At 64.1% G+C, this 16,580-nt stretch carries 20 protein-coding genes and 1 riboswitch; of the genes, 17 read left to right on the forward strand and 3 right to left on the reverse strand.

The window, feature by feature from the left end; genetic code table 11:
• Nucleotides 1-64: 64 nt before the first annotated feature.
• Nucleotides 65-204, forward strand: a riboswitch (molybdenum cofactor riboswitch).
• From moaA to AB5Y50_RS06060, 16 genes are all read left to right on the forward strand, one after another.
• The gene (moaA, locus tag AB5Y50_RS05985) at nucleotides 192-1,187 is read left to right on the forward strand and encodes a GTP 3',8-cyclase MoaA (protein WP_103858285.1); all 996 of its coding nucleotides are present in this window, start codon (nucleotides 192-194) and stop codon (nucleotides 1,185-1,187) included. It overlaps the preceding riboswitch by 13 nt.
• A 251-nt stretch (nucleotides 1,188-1,438) precedes the next feature.
• The gene (gene napF / locus AB5Y50_RS05990; RefSeq protein ID WP_010674153.1) at nucleotides 1,439-1,948 is read left to right on the forward strand and encodes a ferredoxin-type protein NapF; all 510 of its coding nucleotides are present in this window, start codon (nucleotides 1,439-1,441) and stop codon (nucleotides 1,946-1,948) included.
• The gene (locus tag AB5Y50_RS05995) at nucleotides 1,945-2,247 is read left to right on the forward strand and encodes a chaperone NapD (RefSeq protein WP_010674154.1); all 303 of its coding nucleotides are present in this window, start codon (nucleotides 1,945-1,947) and stop codon (nucleotides 2,245-2,247) included. The genes napF and AB5Y50_RS05995 overlap by 4 nt, the downstream gene beginning before the upstream one ends.
• A 189-nt stretch (nucleotides 2,248-2,436) precedes the next feature.
• Complete coding sequence (napA, locus tag AB5Y50_RS06000; protein WP_103858284.1) at nucleotides 2,437-4,926, forward strand: nitrate reductase catalytic subunit NapA; 2,490 nt, start codon at nucleotides 2,437-2,439, stop codon at nucleotides 4,924-4,926.
• A 16-nt stretch (nucleotides 4,927-4,942) separates the two neighbouring features.
• Entirely contained in the window at nucleotides 4,943-5,677 is a 735-nt protein-coding gene (gene napG, locus AB5Y50_RS06005; RefSeq protein ID WP_049636342.1) for a ferredoxin-type protein NapG, read from the forward strand.
• The gene (gene napH, locus AB5Y50_RS06010; RefSeq protein WP_049636341.1) at nucleotides 5,674-6,549 is read left to right on the forward strand and encodes a quinol dehydrogenase ferredoxin subunit NapH; all 876 of its coding nucleotides are present in this window, start codon (nucleotides 5,674-5,676) and stop codon (nucleotides 6,547-6,549) included. The genes napG and napH overlap by 4 nt, the downstream gene beginning before the upstream one ends.
• Nucleotides 6,549-7,004, forward strand: coding sequence for a nitrate reductase cytochrome c-type subunit (locus AB5Y50_RS06015; RefSeq protein WP_041212738.1), 456 nt, complete (start codon nucleotides 6,549-6,551; stop codon nucleotides 7,002-7,004). Before napH ends, AB5Y50_RS06015 begins: the two co-directional genes overlap by 1 nt.
• Nucleotides 7,005-7,015: 11 nt before the next feature.
• Nucleotides 7,016-7,606, forward strand: a complete 591-nt coding sequence (locus tag AB5Y50_RS06020) for a cytochrome c3 family protein (protein ID WP_010674159.1) — start codon at nucleotides 7,016-7,018, stop codon at nucleotides 7,604-7,606.
• Nucleotides 7,607-7,799: 193 nt separating this feature from the next.
• Nucleotides 7,800-8,306, forward strand: a complete 507-nt coding sequence (gene moaB, locus AB5Y50_RS06025) for a molybdenum cofactor biosynthesis protein B (protein WP_039038846.1) — start codon at nucleotides 7,800-7,802, stop codon at nucleotides 8,304-8,306.
• Nucleotides 8,307-8,356: 50 nt separating this feature from the next.
• The gene (moaC, locus tag AB5Y50_RS06030) at nucleotides 8,357-8,851 is read left to right on the forward strand and encodes a cyclic pyranopterin monophosphate synthase MoaC (RefSeq protein ID WP_052814825.1); all 495 of its coding nucleotides are present in this window, start codon (nucleotides 8,357-8,359) and stop codon (nucleotides 8,849-8,851) included.
• Nucleotides 8,848-9,093: a molybdopterin synthase sulfur carrier subunit gene (gene moaD / locus AB5Y50_RS06035; protein WP_048207331.1), complete on the forward strand. Its 246-nt coding sequence runs from the start codon at nucleotides 8,848-8,850 to the stop codon at nucleotides 9,091-9,093. The genes moaC and moaD overlap by 4 nt, the downstream gene beginning before the upstream one ends.
• A 2-nt stretch (nucleotides 9,094-9,095) precedes the next feature.
• Nucleotides 9,096-9,575 carry a molybdopterin synthase catalytic subunit MoaE gene (gene moaE / locus AB5Y50_RS06040; RefSeq protein ID WP_052814822.1) on the forward strand — a complete coding sequence of 160 codons (480 nt, stop codon included), beginning with the start codon at nucleotides 9,096-9,098 and terminating at the stop codon, nucleotides 9,573-9,575.
• 54 nt (nucleotides 9,576-9,629) lie between these two features.
• Entirely contained in the window at nucleotides 9,630-10,352 is a 723-nt protein-coding gene (modA, locus tag AB5Y50_RS06045) for a molybdate ABC transporter substrate-binding protein (protein ID WP_052814820.1), read from the forward strand.
• Nucleotides 10,353-10,469: 117 nt separating this feature from the next.
• Nucleotides 10,470-11,150, forward strand: coding sequence for a molybdate ABC transporter permease subunit (modB, locus tag AB5Y50_RS06050; protein WP_010674165.1), 681 nt, complete (start codon nucleotides 10,470-10,472; stop codon nucleotides 11,148-11,150).
• Complete coding sequence (gene modC / locus AB5Y50_RS06055; protein WP_052814818.1) at nucleotides 11,147-12,202, forward strand: molybdenum ABC transporter ATP-binding protein; 1,056 nt, start codon at nucleotides 11,147-11,149, stop codon at nucleotides 12,200-12,202. Before modB ends, modC begins: the two co-directional genes overlap by 4 nt.
• Nucleotides 12,203-12,269: 67 nt before the next feature.
• On the forward strand, nucleotides 12,270-13,046 hold the full coding sequence (locus AB5Y50_RS06060) for an alpha/beta fold hydrolase (protein ID WP_049636339.1): 777 nt from the start codon (nucleotides 12,270-12,272) through the stop codon (nucleotides 13,044-13,046).
• Between the two features lie 68 nt (nucleotides 13,047-13,114).
• Here the strand turns inward: AB5Y50_RS06060 and moeB are convergent, their stop codons facing one another.
• Nucleotides 13,115-13,870, reverse strand: coding sequence for a molybdopterin-synthase adenylyltransferase MoeB (gene moeB, locus AB5Y50_RS06065; RefSeq protein WP_052814816.1), 756 nt, complete (start codon nucleotides 13,868-13,870; stop codon nucleotides 13,115-13,117).
• Nucleotides 13,867-15,093, reverse strand: a complete 1,227-nt coding sequence (gene moeA / locus AB5Y50_RS06070) for a molybdopterin molybdotransferase MoeA (RefSeq protein WP_052814829.1) — start codon at nucleotides 15,091-15,093, stop codon at nucleotides 13,867-13,869. Before moeA ends, moeB begins: the two co-directional genes overlap by 4 nt.
• Nucleotides 15,094-15,463: 370 nt before the next feature.
• Here moeA and folE point away from each other — a divergent pair, with 370 nt between their 5' ends.
• The gene (gene folE, locus AB5Y50_RS06075; RefSeq protein ID WP_010674171.1) at nucleotides 15,464-16,120 is read left to right on the forward strand and encodes a GTP cyclohydrolase I FolE; all 657 of its coding nucleotides are present in this window, start codon (nucleotides 15,464-15,466) and stop codon (nucleotides 16,118-16,120) included.
• A 318-nt stretch (nucleotides 16,121-16,438) separates the two neighbouring features.
• Here the strand turns inward: folE and AB5Y50_RS06080 are convergent.
• On the reverse strand, nucleotides 16,439-16,580 hold a 142-nt coding region (locus AB5Y50_RS06080; protein WP_319861765.1), incomplete at its 5' end, for a transposase.

A 16,580-nucleotide genomic window follows, 5' to 3' on the forward strand; every position in this document is an offset into this window, starting at 1 on the left:
TTTTCACCCACAAAGACCCCACAAAGTAGCATGGGAGTGTACTCCAAGTTGTGCTAGCATCGAAAAACTAGATGAACTCCGAGCGATTTTGCCTAAGTCATTGAGATAGGGGGAGATCGCCGTCAGCCGCTGTTCGAGCTGAAAGGGTCAGGAAAGAAATGCCCTGGCCTCCCGTATTTGGAAAGGTGTTTATGTTGCCACTTGAAGATGGTTTTTCCCGTCGCTTTTACTATTTGCGTCTGTCGGTCACCGACGTCTGCAATTTCCGCTGTACCTACTGTCTGCCGGACGGCTATCACCCGCCGAAAGGAGATGGTGAGGGGCGCCAGTCCTTCCTCTCCCTGGAGGAGATCCGTCGCGTTGTCTCCGGGTTTGCCGCCATGGGGACGCGCAAGGTGCGTCTGACCGGAGGCGAGCCCTCCCTGCGCCGCGACTTCACGGCCATCATCGAGACCGTGGCCAATACCCCCGGCATCGAGAAGGTGGCCATGACCACCAACGGGTATCGCCTCAAGGAGCGTGCCCGCGAGTGGTTCGATGCGGGGCTGACGGCCCTGAACGTCAGCGTCGACAGCCTGGATCCCCGTCAGTTCCACCAGATCACCGGCGAGAACAAGCTGGCGGAGGTGATGGCGGGGATAGACGCCGCCCTGAGTGCCGGTTTTCGGTCGGTCAAGATCAACGCCGTGCTGCTCAAGGGGCTCAATGATCATCAGCTCGAGACATTCCTCGCCTGGATCCGCGACAAACCCATCGAGCTTCGTTTCATCGAACTGATGCAGACCGGCGAGATGGACGCCCTGTTTCGCGATCACCATACCAGCGGTGAACTCATCAAGCAGCGCCTGCAAGAGAGCGGCTGGGTGCAGCAGCTGCGCGGCCTGGATGATGGCCCTGCCCAGGTGTTCACGCATCCGGACTCGAGGGGCGGGGTGGGGCTCATCATGCCCTACAGCAAGGATTTTTGCGCCGGTTGCAATCGGCTGCGGGTCTCCTCCAAGGGCAAGCTGCACCTGTGTCTCTTTGGCGAGAACGGGGTGGAACTGAGGGATCTGCTCACCGATGACAGCCAGCAGGAGGCGCTGCAATGGCGTATTCGCCAGGCGCTGACCGGCAAGGCCGCCACCCATCGCCTCCATGAAGGCAATGCAGGCATGACCCCCCACCTGGCCTCCATCGGCGGCTGACAGCCGCCGTGCACCTCAAATAACCTTCGATTAATTATCAATCCTCACATAGGGGTAATTTACCTTGCCCCTGTTGTGTCTAATTGCGCCAAGGGTTTGATCCAGCGCAAAAATCCCCCCTGTTTATCTCCCTGGTGGTATATCCCCTGACTTGTCAGGGCCGCAATATACACCCACGCTTATAATTGGTATTGAAAATGCCAGTCACGGGATCCGCGCGGGGGCATCCGTCCCCGAAAAGAGGAGTCGATATGACCGACGGGGTCAACTTGTCACGCAGAGGCCTGTTTCGGGGACGCCTGAGCGCCCCCAAGGCCGGGATCCAGTTGCCCTGGTCCGTCTCCTGGGACGAGTTCGTGGCTGGCTGCACCCGCTGCGGCGACTGTCTGGCGGCCTGCCCGGAGCAGATCCTGATCAAGGGGGACGGGGGCTTCCCCACGGTGGATTTTCACCGCGGCGAGTGCACCTTCTGCACCGAGTGCGTCAGCGCCTGCCAGGCGCCGGTATTCAGGCCGACAACCCAGACACCCTGGGAGTATGTGGCCCATATCGAGGCGGGCTGTCTGGCTACGGCCCAGGTGTTCTGCCAGCGCTGTCAGGACAGCTGCGAGCAGCAGGCCATCCGCTTTTCCCCCCGACTGGGGCGCGTACCCACCCCCAGCATCCATGCCGAGTCGTGCAACGGCTGCGGGGCCTGCGTGGCGGATTGCCCGGTGGGCAGCATCAGCATCGGTCTGTCTCGTGGCGAGGCTTCGCGATGACCCAAGAGACGAACAAGTTGGAAAACGGTGATATGACGCGAGAAGAGTTCCATGTATCCAGCCTGGTGGTGCTGACCCAGCCCGATCTGCGCCACGCCCTGGCAGAGCGGATTGCGACCCTGGACGGGGCCGAGATCCACGCCGTCAGCGAGGAGGGCAAGCTGGTGGTGACCCTGGAGGGGCCGAGCCAGCGCCCCATCATGGCGGCCATCGACACCATTCAGGGGTTGCCCGGGGTGCTCTCTGCGGCCCTGATCTACCACCAGTTCGATGAAATGGACGCCGAAGATGGGGAATAAGGCGTCATGTGGCAGAAGCGCAAGAGTCGTTCGCTGACCGCCATGGGTAATACACGGGATGCCGGGTCTGTTGTCTGCGTTCGATGAACGAAAAGCCCAGAGCAAAGGAATAAAGCGCCATGGAGCTGAGCCAGCGCGGCTCGTCACAATGGCTGTCATTGATGTGATTAAGCAATGCGAGGATATGTCATGAAGCTGAGTCGACGCGACTTTATGAAGGCCAATGCGGTGGCGGCAGCCGCTGCCGTGGCCGGTGTCAGTGCCCCCACTCTGGCGGCGAACCTGATCACCAGTACCGACAAGACCGCCATCACCTGGGACAAGGCGCCATGCCGCTTCTGCGGGACCGGCTGCTCCGTGCTGGTGGGCTCCCAGGCTGGCCGCGTCGTGGCGACCCAGGGGGATCCCGATGCACCGGTCAACCGCGGCCTGAACTGCATCAAGGGCTACTTCCTCTCCAAGATCATGTACGGGGAGGATCGCCTGACCCAGCCCATGCTGCGCATGACCAACGGCAAGTTCGACAAGAACGGCAACTTCGCCCCCATCAGCTGGGATCAGGCCTTCGACATCATGGCCGAGAAGTTCAAGGCGACCCTGAAAGAGAAGGGCCCGACCGCCGTCGGCATGTTCGGCTCCGGCCAGTGGACCGTCTGGGAAGGCTATGCCGCCGCCAAGCTGATGAAGGCAGGCCTGCGCTCCAACAACCTTGATCCCAATGCCCGTCACTGCATGGCCTCCGCGGTAGTGGGCTTCATGCGTACCTTCGGCATGGATGAACCCATGGGCTGCTACGACGATATCGAGCAGGCCGACGCCTTCGTGCTGTGGGGCTCCAACATGGCCGAGATGCACCCCATCCTCTGGTCGCGCATCTCCGATCGCCGTCTGTCCCACCAGGATGTGCAGGTGCACGTGCTCTCCACCTTCGAGCACCGCAGCTTCGAGCTGGCGGACAACGGCATGGTGTTCACCCCCCAGACCGATCTGGCGATCCTCAACTACATCGCCAACTACATCATCCAGAACGACAAGGTGAACTGGGATTTCGTCAACAAGCACACCCAGTTCCGCAAAGGGGTGACCGACATCGGCTACGGCCTGCGTCCCACCAACCCGCTGCAGCAAAAGGCCAAGAACCCGGACAGCGGCGACTCCACCCCCATGAGCTTCGAGGACTTCGCCAAGTTCGTGGCGGATTACGATCTGGAGTCCGTCTCCAAGCTCTCCGGTGTGCCCAAGGACAAGCTCGAGAAGCTGGCCCAGATCTATGCGGATCCGGACAAAAAAGTGGTCTCTTACTGGACCATGGGGTTCAACCAGCACACCCGTGGCGTCTGGGCCAACAACCTCTGCTACAACATCCACCTGCTGACCGGCAAGATCTCCCAGCCGGGCTCCGGCCCCTTCTCCCTGACCGGCCAGCCCTCCGCCTGTGGTACCGCCCGTGAAGTGGGTACCTTCGCCCACCGTCTGCCGGCGGACATGGTGGTCACGGATCCCAAACACCGCGCCATCGCCGAGAAGATCTGGAAGCTGCCGGAAGGCACCATCCCGGAGCAGGTGGGCTACCACGCCGTGCTGCAAAACCGCATGCTGAAAGACGGCAAGCTCAACGCCTACTGGGTGATGTGCAACAACAACATGCAGGCCGGCCCGAACATGAATGAAGAGGCGCTGCCCGGTTATCGCAACCCGGCCAACTTCATCGTGGTCTCCGACCCTTATCCGACCGTGACAGCCCAGGCGGCCGACCTCATCCTGCCCACCGCCATGTGGGTGGAGAAAGAGGGGGCCTATGGCAACGCCGAGCGTCGCACCCAGTTCTGGCACCAGCAGGTGAAGGCACCGGAAGGGGCCAAATCCGACCTGTGGCAGCTGATGGAATTCTCCAAGCGCTTCACCGTGGAAGAGGTGTGGCCGGCTGAGCTGATTGCCAAGATGCCGGAAGTGAAGGGCAAGACCCTGTTCGACGTGCTCTATGCCAACGGCCAGGTGAACCAGTTCCCGAAAGAGCAGAGCAAGGGGGCCCTGAACGACGAGGCCGAGCACTTTGGTTTCTACGTCCAGAAGGGGCTCTTTGAGGAGTACGCCTCCTTCGGTCGCGGCCATGGCCACGATCTGGCGCCGTTCGATCAGTATCACGAAGCCCGCGGCCTGCGCTGGCCTGTGGTGGACGGCAAGGAGACCCTGTGGCGCTATCGCGAAGGGTTCGACCCTTACGTGAAAGCGGGGGAGGGGGTACGCTTCTACGGCAAGCCCGACGGCAAGGCGGTCATCTTTGCGCTGCCCTATGAGCCCGCCGCCGAGGCTCCGGACAAAGAGTACGACATGTGGCTCTCTACCGGTCGCGTGCTGGAGCACTGGCACACCGGCACCATGACCCGTCGCGTGCCCGAGCTCTATCGCGCCTTCCCGGATGCGGTGCTGTTCATGCACCCGGAAGATGCCAAGGCCCGTGGCGTGCGCCGTGGTGAAGAGGTGATCGTCTCCTCCCGCCGGGGCGAGGTGAAGACCCGGGTCGAGACCCGTGGCCGCAACCGTCCGCCCAAGGGACTGGTGTTCATGCCCTTCTTCGATGCGAGCCAGCTGGTCAACAAGCTGACCCTGGACGCCACCGATCCGCTCTCCAAGGAGACGGATTACAAGAAGTGCGCCGTCAAGGTCATGAAGGCCTGAGGCGGGGGAGCGCGAGATGAGTCGTAGTCGGCGCCAGTTTCTGGCCGACATGGCCAAGGGGGTCTGCGGTGTGGGCCTGCTTGGCGTGGGGCTCGGCGGCGTGGCGCGCCAGCAGGTGCAGGCTTTGCCTGCCCAGGCGCTGCGCCCGCCGGCCGCCCTCGACGAGGCCGAGTTTCTCGGCGCCTGCGTGCGCTGCGGGCTCTGCGTCGAGGCATGCCCCTACGACACCCTCAAGCTCGCCCGGCTGTTTGAACCCGTGACCACCGGCACCCCCTACTTCAAGGCGCGCGCCGTTCCGTGCGAGATGTGTGACGACATCCCCTGCGTGGCGGCCTGCCCGAGCGGGGCGCTGGATCGGGCCATGACCGATATCGATCAGGCGCGGATGGGGGTGGCGGTGCTCATCGATCACGAGACCTGCCTCAACTACCTGGGGCTGCGCTGCGACGTTTGCTACCGGGTCTGCCCCCTCATCGACAAGGCCATTACCTTGGAGCTGCAGCACAACCCGCGCACAGGCAAGCACGCCATGTTCCTGCCCACGGTGCACAGCGATCTCTGCACCGGCTGCGGCAAGTGCGAGCACGCCTGCGTGCTGGAGGAGGCGGCCATCAAGGTGGTGCCTCGCCAGCTTGCCAAGGGGGAGCTGGGTCACCACTACCGGCTCGGCTGGGAAGAGAAGGCGAAGGCGGGCAAATCGCTCATCGGCGACAGGCTCACCCTGCCGACCCGCAAACCGGAGGGTCTATGAGTCGGTATCCAGGGGCCGAGGCCACGGCCAGGCTGGGGTGGTGGCGTGCCCACCGCTTCCTGCTGCTGCGCCGGCTTTGCCAGTTCGGGGTGCTGGGGCTGTTCCTGCTGGGGCCGCTCGCGGGCATCTGGATCCTCAAGGGCAACCTCTCCAGCTCCCTGCTGCTGGAGACGGTGCCCCTCACGGATCCCCTGACCCTGTTGCAGTCGGTGGCGGCGGGCCAGTGGCCCATCCCCACCCTGTGGCTCGGGGCCGGGCTGGTGCTCGCGGGTTACTGGCTGGTCGGGGGGCGGGTGTTCTGCTCCTGGGTCTGTCCAGTCAACCTGGTCACCGATGTCGCCGCCTGGCTCAGGGGGCGGCTCGGGCTCAAGGGCAATGGTCAGTTCAACCGCGCTACCCGCTACTGGCTGCTGGCCATGGTGCTGGTGGCGCCGGCCATCACAGGCGTGCTGGTGTGGGAGCTGGTCAATCCGGTGTCGCTCACCCTGCGGGGCCTGCTGTTTGGCATGGGGGCGGGCTGGGGCCTGCTGGCGGTGCTGTTCCTGTTCGACCTTTTTGTGGTGGAGCGGGGCTGGTGCGGCCACCTCTGTCCGGTGGGGGCCTTCTATGCCCTGGTCAACCGGGTCGGGTTCATCAAGATTGCAGCCTCGGGGCGCGAGCGGTGCAGCAACTGCATGGATTGTTATGCGGTCTGCCCGGAGCGTCCCATCCTGCGCGGCCCCGTTCACGGTGCCAGGCGTGGTCACGGGCCCTTGATTGCGGCTCAGGAGTGTACCAACTGCGGCCGTTGCATCGATGTCTGCGCGGAGCAAGTTTTTGAAATCACTGTAGGTTTTGCCGTCAAGGCAGAGAAAACGTCGGAGAACACATAATGAAGAAGCTGATTGGAGCAATGCTGGCCTGCCTGATGGCGGGTTCCTTGATGGCGGCCGTCCCCGAGATCACCAACAGCACGGGGGGCATCAAGTCGGAGCGGGGAAGCACGGATCTGGTGACGGATGCCGACGCGGCCCCTCTGAAGAACTTTCGCAAGGATGGCGACCTCTACGATCGCCAGTACATGCACCAGCCCCCGCTGATCCCCCACGACACCCGCAACTATGAAGTGGACAACAAGGTCAACAAGTGCCTGGCCTGTCACAGCTTCAAGAACGCCAGTGCCATGAAGGCCCCCAAGATAAGCCCCACCCACTTCGAGACCCGCGACGGCATGACCCTGGGCGAAGTCTCTCCGCGCCGCTACTTCTGTCTGCAGTGCCACGTGCCGCAAGCGGACGCCAAGCCGCTGGTGAACAATACCTTCAAACCGGTTGAAGCGCTGAACTGAGGAGCCCATAGATGAAATTACCCGGCTTTGTGAAGCGTCTGTGGACCACCTTCAAGTCACCGTCGAAGGCGGCCCTCTGGGTCATCCTGCTGATGGGCTTCTTCGGTGGCGTCATCTTCTGGGGCGGGTTCAACACCGCCATGGAAGCGTCCAACACCGAGGCCTTCTGCACCGGTTGCCACGAGATGAAGGACAACGTGTTCGTGGAGTACCGCGACACCATCCACTACGCCAACCGCTCCGGCGTGCGGGCCAGCTGCCCGGATTGCCACGTACCCCACGAGTGGACCTACAAGATCATCCGCAAGGTGCAGGCCTCCAAGGAGCTGTGGGGCATGATCACCGGCAAGGTGGATACCCGCGAGAAGTTTGAATCCCACCGGCGGGAGATGGCCGAGCGGGAGTGGCAGCGGATGAAGGAGACGGATTCGCGCGAGTGCCGCAACTGCCACAACTTCGAGTACATGGACTTCTCCCTGCAAGGGCGTCGGGCCGCCCAGATGCACTCCACCAACCTGGCAAGCGGGGCCAACACCTGCATCGACTGCCACAAGGGGATTGCGCACCAACTGCCTGACATGAAAGGGGTGCCAGGCTTCTGATGGGAAGGCCGCCGGATCCTCGGGATCCGGCGGCCTTCGAGATTAATGGGCAATGACGCCCCCCAGCCAGACATCTTTTGATAGAATCCCTTCCCGGCAACGCGGCGCCCACCGGCTCCTTTCATGGCTGGCACCACGGTGCGGCGCGTTCACCTCATCCTCTCGTGGTCAATGATTGACAGGAATGGCCCCAATGGCACCCAAACACAGCGAATTCATCCCTCTCAAGATCGCCGTCCTGACGGTTTCCGACAGTCGCACCGCTGCCGATGACAGCTCGGGGGACTATCTGGTCGAGGCCCTGACCCAGACCGGCCACGTGCTGGCCGATCGGGCGCTCTGTCCAGACAACCTGTTTCGCATCCGCGCCCAGGTGAGCGACTGGATTGCCGACGAGGGAGTCCAGGTGGTGCTCATCAACGGCGGCACCGGCTTCAACGAGCAGAACCGGGTGCCCGAGGCGGTCGGCGTGCTGTTCGAGCGCACGGTGCAGGGCTTTGGCGAGATGTTCCGCCAGCTCTCGTTTGCCGAGATAAAAGGCTCCGCCATGCAGAGCCGTGCCCTGGCAGGGCTCGCCAATCGCACCCTGATCTGCTGCCTGCCCGGCTCCACCGGCGCCTGCCGTCTGGGCTGGGAACAGCTTATCCGGGATCAGCTCGATGCCCGTACCCGGCCGTGCAACTTCGTGACCCATCTGTGATCCCGGGAGTAAACCCGGATCATCCATCTTATTTTTCGATAGGTGCATAGATGAACCTGACCCATCTCAACCAGAGCGGCGAGGCCCACATGGTGGATGTCACCGACAAGCAGGTGACCGAACGCGAGGCCCGCGCCGAGGCTTTCGTGACCATGGCCCCCGAGACCCTGGCGTTGATCCTGAGTGGTCAGCACCACAAGGGGGACGTGTTCGCCACCGCCCGCATCGCCGGCATCATGGCGGCCAAGAAGACCGCCGACCTCATTCCCCTGTGCCATCCCCTGGCCCTGACCCGGGTGGAGGTAGAGATAGCCCCCCAGACGGCGCACAATCGGGTCCATATCCGCACCCTGTGCAAGCTCTCGGGCAAGACCGGGGTGGAGATGGAGGCGCTCACCGCCGCCTCGGTGGCGGCCCTGACCATCTACGACATGTGCAAGGCGGTGCAAAAGGACATGGTGATCGAGCAGGTGCGTCTGGTGGAGAAAAAGGGCGGCAAGTCCGGTCATTTCCAGCTGGGTGCGACCCAAGGAGAGCAGGCATGATCAAGGTTCTGTTTTTTGCCCAGGTGCGTGAGCTGGTCGGCTGCGACGAGCTCAGCCTGCCTTGCGACTACGCCAGTGCCGATGTCCTTCGCGCCGCCTTGAGCGAGCGAGGTGACAAGTGGGCGCTGGCGCTCGAATCCGGCAAGCTCCTGGTGGCGGTCAACCAGACCCTGGTACCGCTGGATACCCCCCTCCATGACGGGGATGAGGTCGCCTTCTTCCCGCCGGTGACCGGAGGCTGATGATGAGCGAGGCAACCATGATCGATCGCATCCTGGTGCAGCGGGATGACTTCTCGCTGGCGGACGAATATGCCCGCCTCGCTGCCCGGCAGGACACAGGCGCGATTGTCAGCTTTGTCGGCAAGGTGCGCGACTTCAATCAGGGGGAGCATGTGAAGGGGCTGGCCCTCGAACACTACCCCGGCATGACCGAGAAGGCGCTGGCGAACATAGTGGCCGAGGCCCGCGGGCGCTGGCCCCTGCAGGAGTGCACCCTCATTCACCGCATCGGCGAGCTGCTGCTCGGGGATCAGATTGTGCTGGTGGTGGTGAGCAGCGCCCACCGCGAGGCGGCTTTCGAGGCCTGCCACTTCATCATGGATTTCTTGAAGACCCGGGCGCCGTTCTGGAAAAAAGAGCTGATCGCCGACGGGGTGCAACGCTGGGTCGAGGCCAGGGCGAGCGATGACGCCGCCCTGGCCCGCTGGCAACAAGGGGAGTGAGCCTCGGGCTCGCGTCAATCGATCCGGCCGTGCCGGAGCATAAGGAGCAACGGAATGAAGAGATGGGTATCCGTGTTGGTGCTGGGCGCCGGCGCCATGTACAGCAGTGCTGTGCTGGCTGACGAGGTCAAGGTGGCGGTGGCGGCCAACTTCAAGGGCACCATAGAGCGCATCGGCAAGGAGTTCACCGCCAAGACCGGCCACAGCGTCGTCATCAGTTCGGCGGCCACCGGCGTGCTCTATACCCAGATCACCCACGGTGCGCCCTTCGATCTCTTCCTCTCGGCCGACGTGGCGACCCCTCAAAAGCTGGAGTCGGAAGGCAAGGGGAGCGAGCGCTTCACCTATGCCATCGGTCAGCTCGGCCTCTGGCAGAAGGGGGGGCCTGCCCCTGACGAGGCCACCTTGCGCCACTGGCAGGGGGAGCTGGCCATCGCCAACCCCAAGACAGCGCCCTATGGCGCCGCCGCCATGGCGACCCTGGCTCATCTCATGATCGATCCCAAGCAGTATCGGGTGCTGACCGGCACCAACATCAGCCAGACCTGGCAGTTCGTCGACACCGGCAATGCGAAGCTGGGCTTCGTCGCCTGGGCCAATCTGGTGGAGGCGGGCAAGACCGGCGAAGCCTGGACGGTGCCGGCCAGCTTCTATCCCCCCATCGAGCAGCAGGCCCTGGTGCTGAAGAAAGGGGCGGCGGTGGATGCCCTGGTCGCCTGGCTCAAGGGGCCGGGACAGGCGCAGATCAAGGCGGCGGGTTACGCCCTGCCGCAGTAAGCGCCCGGCGTCTGCCGGCCCGCCCCGTGCTGGCCAAATCCGGTGCCTGACGTGTCCCAAGGCGGCGCCCGTCATGACGGCGCCCTGTTTTTTTATCGACACCCGAGAGGGGACCCTATGAGTGAAGGGGATCTGCTGGCGGTCTGGTTGACCCTGAAACTGGCGGCCAGCACCACTGCCATCTTGCTGCTGCTGTCGCCGCCGCTCGCCTGGTGGCTGTCTCGCAGCCAGCACCGGCTGCGCCCCCTGGTGGAGGCCATGGTGGCCCTGCCGCTGGTGCTGCCGCCCACCGTGCTCGGTTTCTATCTGCTGCTGGCCTTCTCCCCGGAGTACGGCCTCGGTGGCTGGTGGCGGGAGACCTTCGGGGCCCCGCTCGCCTTCAGTTTCCTCGGCCTGCTCATCGCCTCCGTCATCTACTCGCTCCCCTTCGTGGTACAGCCCCTCACCTCCGCCTTCGTCAACATGGGCAACAAGGAGCTGGAGGCTGCCGCCACCCTGGGGATGGGCCCGTTTGAGCGCTTCTTTCGCATCATCCTGCCCATGACGTTGCCCAGCTTCGTGATGGCGGCAGCGCTGGGCTTTGCCCACACCCTGGGGGAGTTCGGGGTGGTGCTGATGATTGGCGGCAACATTCCCGGGGAGACCCAGGTGCTCTCCATCGCCCTGTTTGATCACGTGGAGGCGATGGATTACCAGAATGCCCATATTCTGGCAGGCGGCCTGATGGGCTTCTCCCTGGTGATGCTGGTGCTGGTCTACGGCGTGCTGCAACGCCGACAACGGAGGCTGTTCGGATGAGCCTCTACCTCAAGGCCAGACGTGATTTCGGCCCCTTCACCCTGGCGTGCGATCTGGCACTGCCCCCCAGCCGCATCCTCGGTCTGTTCGGTCCTTCGGGCTGTGGCAAGAGCACCCTGCTGCGTATCATCGCCGGGCTCGACAGGGCCCCGGGCGATGCCCTGCGCTGGCAGGGGCGCGAGCTTGCAGCCCTGCCCCCCGAGGCGCGGCGCATCGGGCTGGTGTTTCAGGATGCTCGTCTCTTCCCCCACCTGAGCGTGCTCGGCAACCTGCAACTGGCGGCTCGCAAGGGGAGGGGGCGCTGGCAGCCACAGGCCCTTGCTGCGCGCCTCGGCTTTGCCGAGCTGCTGGGGCAACCGGCCCACGGCCTCTCCGGGGGTCAGCGTCAGCGGGTGGCACTGGCCAGGGCCTTGCTGGCCGAGCCTGATCTGCTGCTGCTGGATGAACCCTTCTCGGCGCTGGACAGGCGCAGCCGCATCCATCAGGCCCACGTGCTCAAGGGCTTGCAGCAGGAGAGCGGCATCCCCATGATCTTCGTCAGCCACGCCATGGAGGAGGTGAGCCTGCTCTGCGATGGACTGGTGCTGCTGGCAGAGGGACGGGTGGAGGCCCAGGGTACCCCCGAGGAGATCTTCGCCCGCACCGACCTGTCGCTGGCCAGTCGCGACGACGTCGGGGTCATGCTCTCGGCGACCCTGTCCCACTACGACGAGCACGAGCAGATGGCGACCCTGCGACTCGGGGAGCAGACCCTGATGGTGACCATGGAGCATGCCCCCGATGAAGCGGGCCCCTTGCAGATCAAGGTGGCGGCGCGGGATCTGGTGATCGCCACCGAGCCCATCGTGCACTCCAGCCTCTCCAACTGCCTCGAGACCCGGCTGCTGGAGGTGCGGGAGGTGCGACCGGGGCAGACCCTGTTGCAGTTGGCTCTCGGGCAGCAGATACTGCTGGCCCGGATCACCAGCCGCTCCGCGCAGCGGCTCGCCCTGACGCCGGCCATGCGCCTCTACGCCTACATCAAGGCGGTGAGCCTGGTGGGAGAGGGGTAGACAGGGGACCGGAGTGCGGATGGGCTGGTCATGAGTGGCCGGCATGGCGTCGAGAAAGGGGGGACGGGTGCGTCGCAATCAGGTAATGAAATCCCATGGCTTGGCCCTGCGCAGTGCGGGGGAGGGGCCCTTGCTGCTCTTGCTGCACGGGCTGGGCTCTTCCAGCCTCGACTGGCAGGCGCAGATCGAGCGTTTTTCCGAGCGTTACCGGGTGGTGGCCATCGACTTGCGCGGCCACGGCCAGAGCATGCAGGAGGGGCCCTTTGACGTGCCCACCCTGGCGGCGGATGTGGCCCGCTGGCTCGACGAACAGCCCGAGCCTGCCTGGGTAGTGGGGTTGTCGCTCGGTGCCATGGTGGCGCTGGAGCTGGCGCTGCAACTGCCCCACAAGGTGCAGGGGCTGGTGCTGGTCAACGGCTTCAGCGAATTTCTGCTGGAGACGCCAAAGGAGCAGGAGCGCTATGCCATGCGCCTCAAGTGGCTGCGCTGGTTCGGCATGCGGCCGCTGGCGTGGTGGCTCGGTCGCGAGCTCTTTCCCGGCCCCGATCTCGCCCAGGTGCGCCACACCTTCCGGGGGCGCTTCGTGCGCAACAAAAAGAAGACCTACAAGGCGCTGCTGGAGGCGCTGCCCGGCTGGTCGGTGCGGGCTCGTCTCGGCACCCTCTGGCAGCCGGTGGCCATCATCTCCACCAGTCACGACTATCTGCCCCTGGCGCGGCGGGTGGAGCAGTTCGCCTCCCTGCCCAATGCCACCATCCACACCCCGGATGGTCACCACGCCTGGCCGGCGGAAGATCCCGCCGGGTTCAATCATCTGTTGCAGCGGATCCTCTCAACCCATTGAGGGGAGCAGACAGCAGAGGTAGATAAAAAAAGCCGAACCCCGGGGTTCGGCTTTTTTGTGGGCGCTGCTCAGGGTCTTGAGCAGACCGGGCAGTCGGGGCGCTTGGGAAGCTTCAGCTCGCGAAAGCTGCCACCCAGACCGTCGATCATCAGCAGGCGGCCGCTGTAGCTTTTGCCCATGCCCGCCAGCAGCTTGATGGCTTCGAGCGCCTGCAGGCTGCCCACCAGCCCCACCACGGGGGCCAGCACCCCCGCCTCGACACAGGTGAGGGCCTGATCGCCAAAGAGGGCGCTGAGACAGGCGTAGCAGGGTTCATCCTCCTGCCAGGTGAAGCTGCAAAGCTGCCCTTCGAGCCGGATGGCGGCGCCGCTGACCAGGGGCACCTTGTGCTGGCGGGCACGCTGGTTGAGGAGGTTGCGGATGGCGACGTTGTCGGTGCAGTCGAGCACCAGCTGATGGCCTGGCAGCAGGGCATCGAGCAGCGCCTCGTCGGCGAGGGCGGCGTGGGTCTCCACCTCGAGCCAGGGGGTGAGGGCGCGCAGGGACGTCGCCGCGGACTCCACCTTGAGCTGGCCGATGCGCGCGTCGCTGTGAAGCACCTGGCGCTGCAAATTGGAGAGCTCCACCCGATCGAAATCCACCAGAGTGAGGTGGCCGACCCCGGCCACCGCCAGATACTGGCTGGCGGCGCAGCCGAGGCCCCCGGCGCCGATGACCAGCACGCGGGATTGCTTGAGCGCCTCCTGTCCCTCGAAGTCGAAGGATTTGAGCACGATCTGGCGGTTGTAGCGAAGGAGCTCGGCGTCGCTCAGGATCTCACTCACAGCAGCAGCCCCGAGAAGGGCTCGACGGTGACCGTCTCACCGGCGGCTACCTTGCCGCGCTCCTGTTCGAGCACGATGTAGCAGTTGGCCCGGGACAGGGAGCTGAACACCCCGGAGTCCTGGGAGCCGGTGCTGCGTACCTCGAGGCCATTCGGGCCCACGCTCAGGATGCCGCGCTGAAAGTCCAGGCGCCCCGGGCTCTTCTTGAGCGGCTCTGTCGCCAGGGCCTGGAGGGGGTGCGGGCGTGCAAACTGCTGACCGGCCAGTCTGGCCAGGGCCGGTTGCACCAGCTGATCGAAGGTGACCATGGCGGAGACCGGGTTGCCCGGCAGACCGAAGAACCAGGCGTTTGGCAACCGGCCAAAGGCGAAGGGTTTGCCCGGCTTGATGGCGAGCTTCCAGAAGCCAATTTCCCCGAGCTCTTCGAGCAGTTGCTTGGTGAAGTCCGCTTCTCCCACCGAGACGCCCCCGGTGGTGATCAGGGTATCGGCCTCGCGGTCGGCCTGCAAGAAGGCGGCGCGCAGGGCCTCCGGATCATCGGGAATGATGCCAAGGTCCAGGCACTCACAGCCCATGCGGCTCAGCATCGCCTTGACCCCGTAGCGGTTGGAGTCGTAGATGTCCCCGTGCTGGAGCGGGGTGCCCAGAGGCTTGAGCTCGTCCCCTGTGCTGAAGATGGCGACCTTGAGGGGACGGCGCACCGTGACGTTCGCGATGCCAAGGGAGGCGAGCAGCGGCAGCTCTCTGGGGCTCAGGCGAAGGCCGCTTTCGAGCACCCTGTCACCCTGCGCCAGGTCCTCGCCGCGGCGACGGATGTTCTGGCCGGCAACGGGGCGGGTCAGGAAAGTGATCCCGTTGTCGCCGGCTTGCGTTTCTTCCTGCATCACCACTGCGTCAGCACCCGGGGGCACAGGGGCCCCGGTCATGATGCGGATGCAGTGGACGGCGGGCCACTCCCCCTCATAGGGCTGGCCCGCAAAGGCCTTGCCCGCCACGGGGAGCGGCACCCCGGCGGCGAGATCCGCCAGGCGCACGGCATAGCCGTCCATGGCGGCGTTGTCGAAGGGGGGGACGAACAGAGGGGAGCTTATCTCCTCGGCCAGGATCCGATCCAGCGCCTGGGGCAGGGGCAACCGCTCCGTCTCGCAACAGCAGGTGAGTTGTTCCAGCATCCCTTGCAGGGCCTTGTCCAAGGGGAGGAGTGCACCGGTATCGAATCCCATCATCATGACCTCTCTGGTGTGTAGGGGGCGGATTATCCCAAAAATCCGCTCCGATGGGCAGGCCGAAGGTGCGGTAATGGGGGGCAGATGCCCCGGTGTGATCGGATTCTGGGGCGCTATCCCGTTAAATTACCTCCTGATGGGTAACCAGGGCGAGGCTTGCGCGGGATGGCAGGTGGGGAAGAGGCGGCACGGCCGTGCGCCTTGCCCCCGAATGGGCAGGCCGGTGCGGACAAAACGGGGTGGTTTGGCATAAAGTCGGGCACCGGGCTTGAGTTAGACAGAATTATGACAATAATCGCCCTGTAAGATTGCGCCGCGGCACCATGCCGCAGGCCAGCACAGTCCCTGAGCGTGGGAGAGAAACACGATGACGAGCTTAAGCCAGGAAGCCCTGTTGGTCAGGGCGGCGCTCGAGGCCGAGGGCCTTGAGACACCTCTGGTGGCCAATGAATTGAGCGGCCAGCAGAAAAAGGAAAAAATCGAAGGTCATATGCGCGCCATCATGGAGACGCTGGGACTGGATCTGGCCGACGACAGTCTGGCCGAGACCCCGCACCGCATTGCCAAGATGTACGTGAACGAGATCTTCTCCGGCCTCGACTATGCCACCTTCCCCAAGGTGACGGTGATCGAGAACAAGATGAAGGTGGACGAGATGATCATGGTGCGGGACATCAGCCTCACCAGCACCTGCGAGCACCACTTCGTCACCATAGACGGCTTTGCCCACGTGGCCTACATTCCCCGCGGCAAGGTGATTGGCCTGTCGAAGATCAACCGCATCGTGCAGTTCTTCGCCCGCCGTCCCCAGGTACAGGAGCGGCTGACCCAGCAGATCCTGCTGGCGTTGCAGACCCTGCTTGGCACCAGGGACGTGGCCATCAGCATCAAGGCGACCCACTTCTGCGTGAAGGCCCGTGGCGTGATGGACTCCACCTCCTACACCACCACCACCTCCCTGGGCGGCGTCTTCAAGACCCAGCCCGACACCCGCGCCGAATTCCTCGGTGGTCTGAAAGGGTAGTGCTCCCGGGGCCTGTCGCCGACAGGCCCCGTCTCCTTTCCCTCACTTTTTTGAAAAATACGTAAAGTTGTGACCGTGCCGGTCGCTATGGCTCTCCGTGTTGTCGGACGGTCTGGTTGACGCCGACACCTCCGGGCCCGCCCTTGTGCGCTCCGACAGGGACGAGATGTGCTGCCAAGGAGGGTAGTGAAGGCGCAGGCCAGGCCTGCGCCCAGCAATGCCACTTGTTTTCCCCATGCAGGACATGCCATGAACACCATCTTAAATGCGAAAGGGGACTCCCTCCGACGTAGGTGGGAGGGGAATTTCGCCGGGGCGTCAGCCCCGCTGGTTTTGAATGTATTGCTTGATCACCTCCAACGGTGCTCCGCCGCAAGAGCCCGCAAAGTAAGAGCGTGACCAGAGTACGGGTTTGCTGTAAGCACCTCTCAAGTCCAGAAATTCATTACGCAGTCGCCTT

The organism is Aeromonas sp. s6 (assembly GCF_040907815.1).
In the GTDB taxonomy this organism is placed as follows: domain Bacteria; phylum Pseudomonadota; class Gammaproteobacteria; order Enterobacterales; family Aeromonadaceae; genus Aeromonas; species Aeromonas caviae.

Excerpts from the sequence above, each read along its gene's own strand:
- modA (WP_052814820.1), top strand. The coding sequence starts at position 9,630 with ATGAAGAGATGGGTATCCGTGTTGGTGCTGGGCGCCGGCGCCATGTAC.
- moaE (WP_052814822.1), top strand. The coding sequence starts at position 9,096 with ATGAGCGAGGCAACCATGATCGATCGCATCCTGGTGCAGCGGGATGAC.
- napF (WP_010674153.1), top strand. The coding sequence starts at position 1,439 with ATGACCGACGGGGTCAACTTGTCACGCAGAGGCCTGTTTCGGGGACGC.
- napH (WP_049636341.1), top strand. The coding sequence starts at position 5,674 with ATGAGTCGGTATCCAGGGGCCGAGGCCACGGCCAGGCTGGGGTGGTGG.
- modC (WP_052814818.1), top strand. The coding sequence starts at position 11,147 with ATGAGCCTCTACCTCAAGGCCAGACGTGATTTCGGCCCCTTCACCCTG.
- moaB (WP_039038846.1), top strand. The coding sequence starts at position 7,800 with ATGGCACCCAAACACAGCGAATTCATCCCTCTCAAGATCGCCGTCCTG.
- napA (WP_103858284.1), top strand. The coding sequence starts at position 2,437 with ATGAAGCTGAGTCGACGCGACTTTATGAAGGCCAATGCGGTGGCGGCA.
- napG (WP_049636342.1), top strand. The coding sequence starts at position 4,943 with ATGAGTCGTAGTCGGCGCCAGTTTCTGGCCGACATGGCCAAGGGGGTC.
- moaD (WP_048207331.1), top strand. The coding sequence starts at position 8,848 with ATGATCAAGGTTCTGTTTTTTGCCCAGGTGCGTGAGCTGGTCGGCTGC.
- moaA (WP_103858285.1), top strand. The coding sequence starts at position 192 with ATGTTGCCACTTGAAGATGGTTTTTCCCGTCGCTTTTACTATTTGCGT.
- folE (WP_010674171.1), top strand. The coding sequence starts at position 15,464 with ATGACGAGCTTAAGCCAGGAAGCCCTGTTGGTCAGGGCGGCGCTCGAG.
- modB (WP_010674165.1), top strand. The coding sequence starts at position 10,470 with ATGAGTGAAGGGGATCTGCTGGCGGTCTGGTTGACCCTGAAACTGGCG.
- AB5Y50_RS06015 (WP_041212738.1), top strand. The coding sequence starts at position 6,549 with ATGAAGAAGCTGATTGGAGCAATGCTGGCCTGCCTGATGGCGGGTTCC.
- AB5Y50_RS06020 (WP_010674159.1), top strand. The coding sequence starts at position 7,016 with ATGAAATTACCCGGCTTTGTGAAGCGTCTGTGGACCACCTTCAAGTCA.
- AB5Y50_RS05995 (WP_010674154.1), top strand. The coding sequence starts at position 1,945 with ATGACCCAAGAGACGAACAAGTTGGAAAACGGTGATATGACGCGAGAA.
- moeA (WP_052814829.1), bottom strand. The coding sequence starts at position 15,093 with ATGGGATTCGATACCGGTGCACTCCTCCCCTTGGACAAGGCCCTGCAA.
- moaC (WP_052814825.1), top strand. The coding sequence starts at position 8,357 with ATGAACCTGACCCATCTCAACCAGAGCGGCGAGGCCCACATGGTGGAT.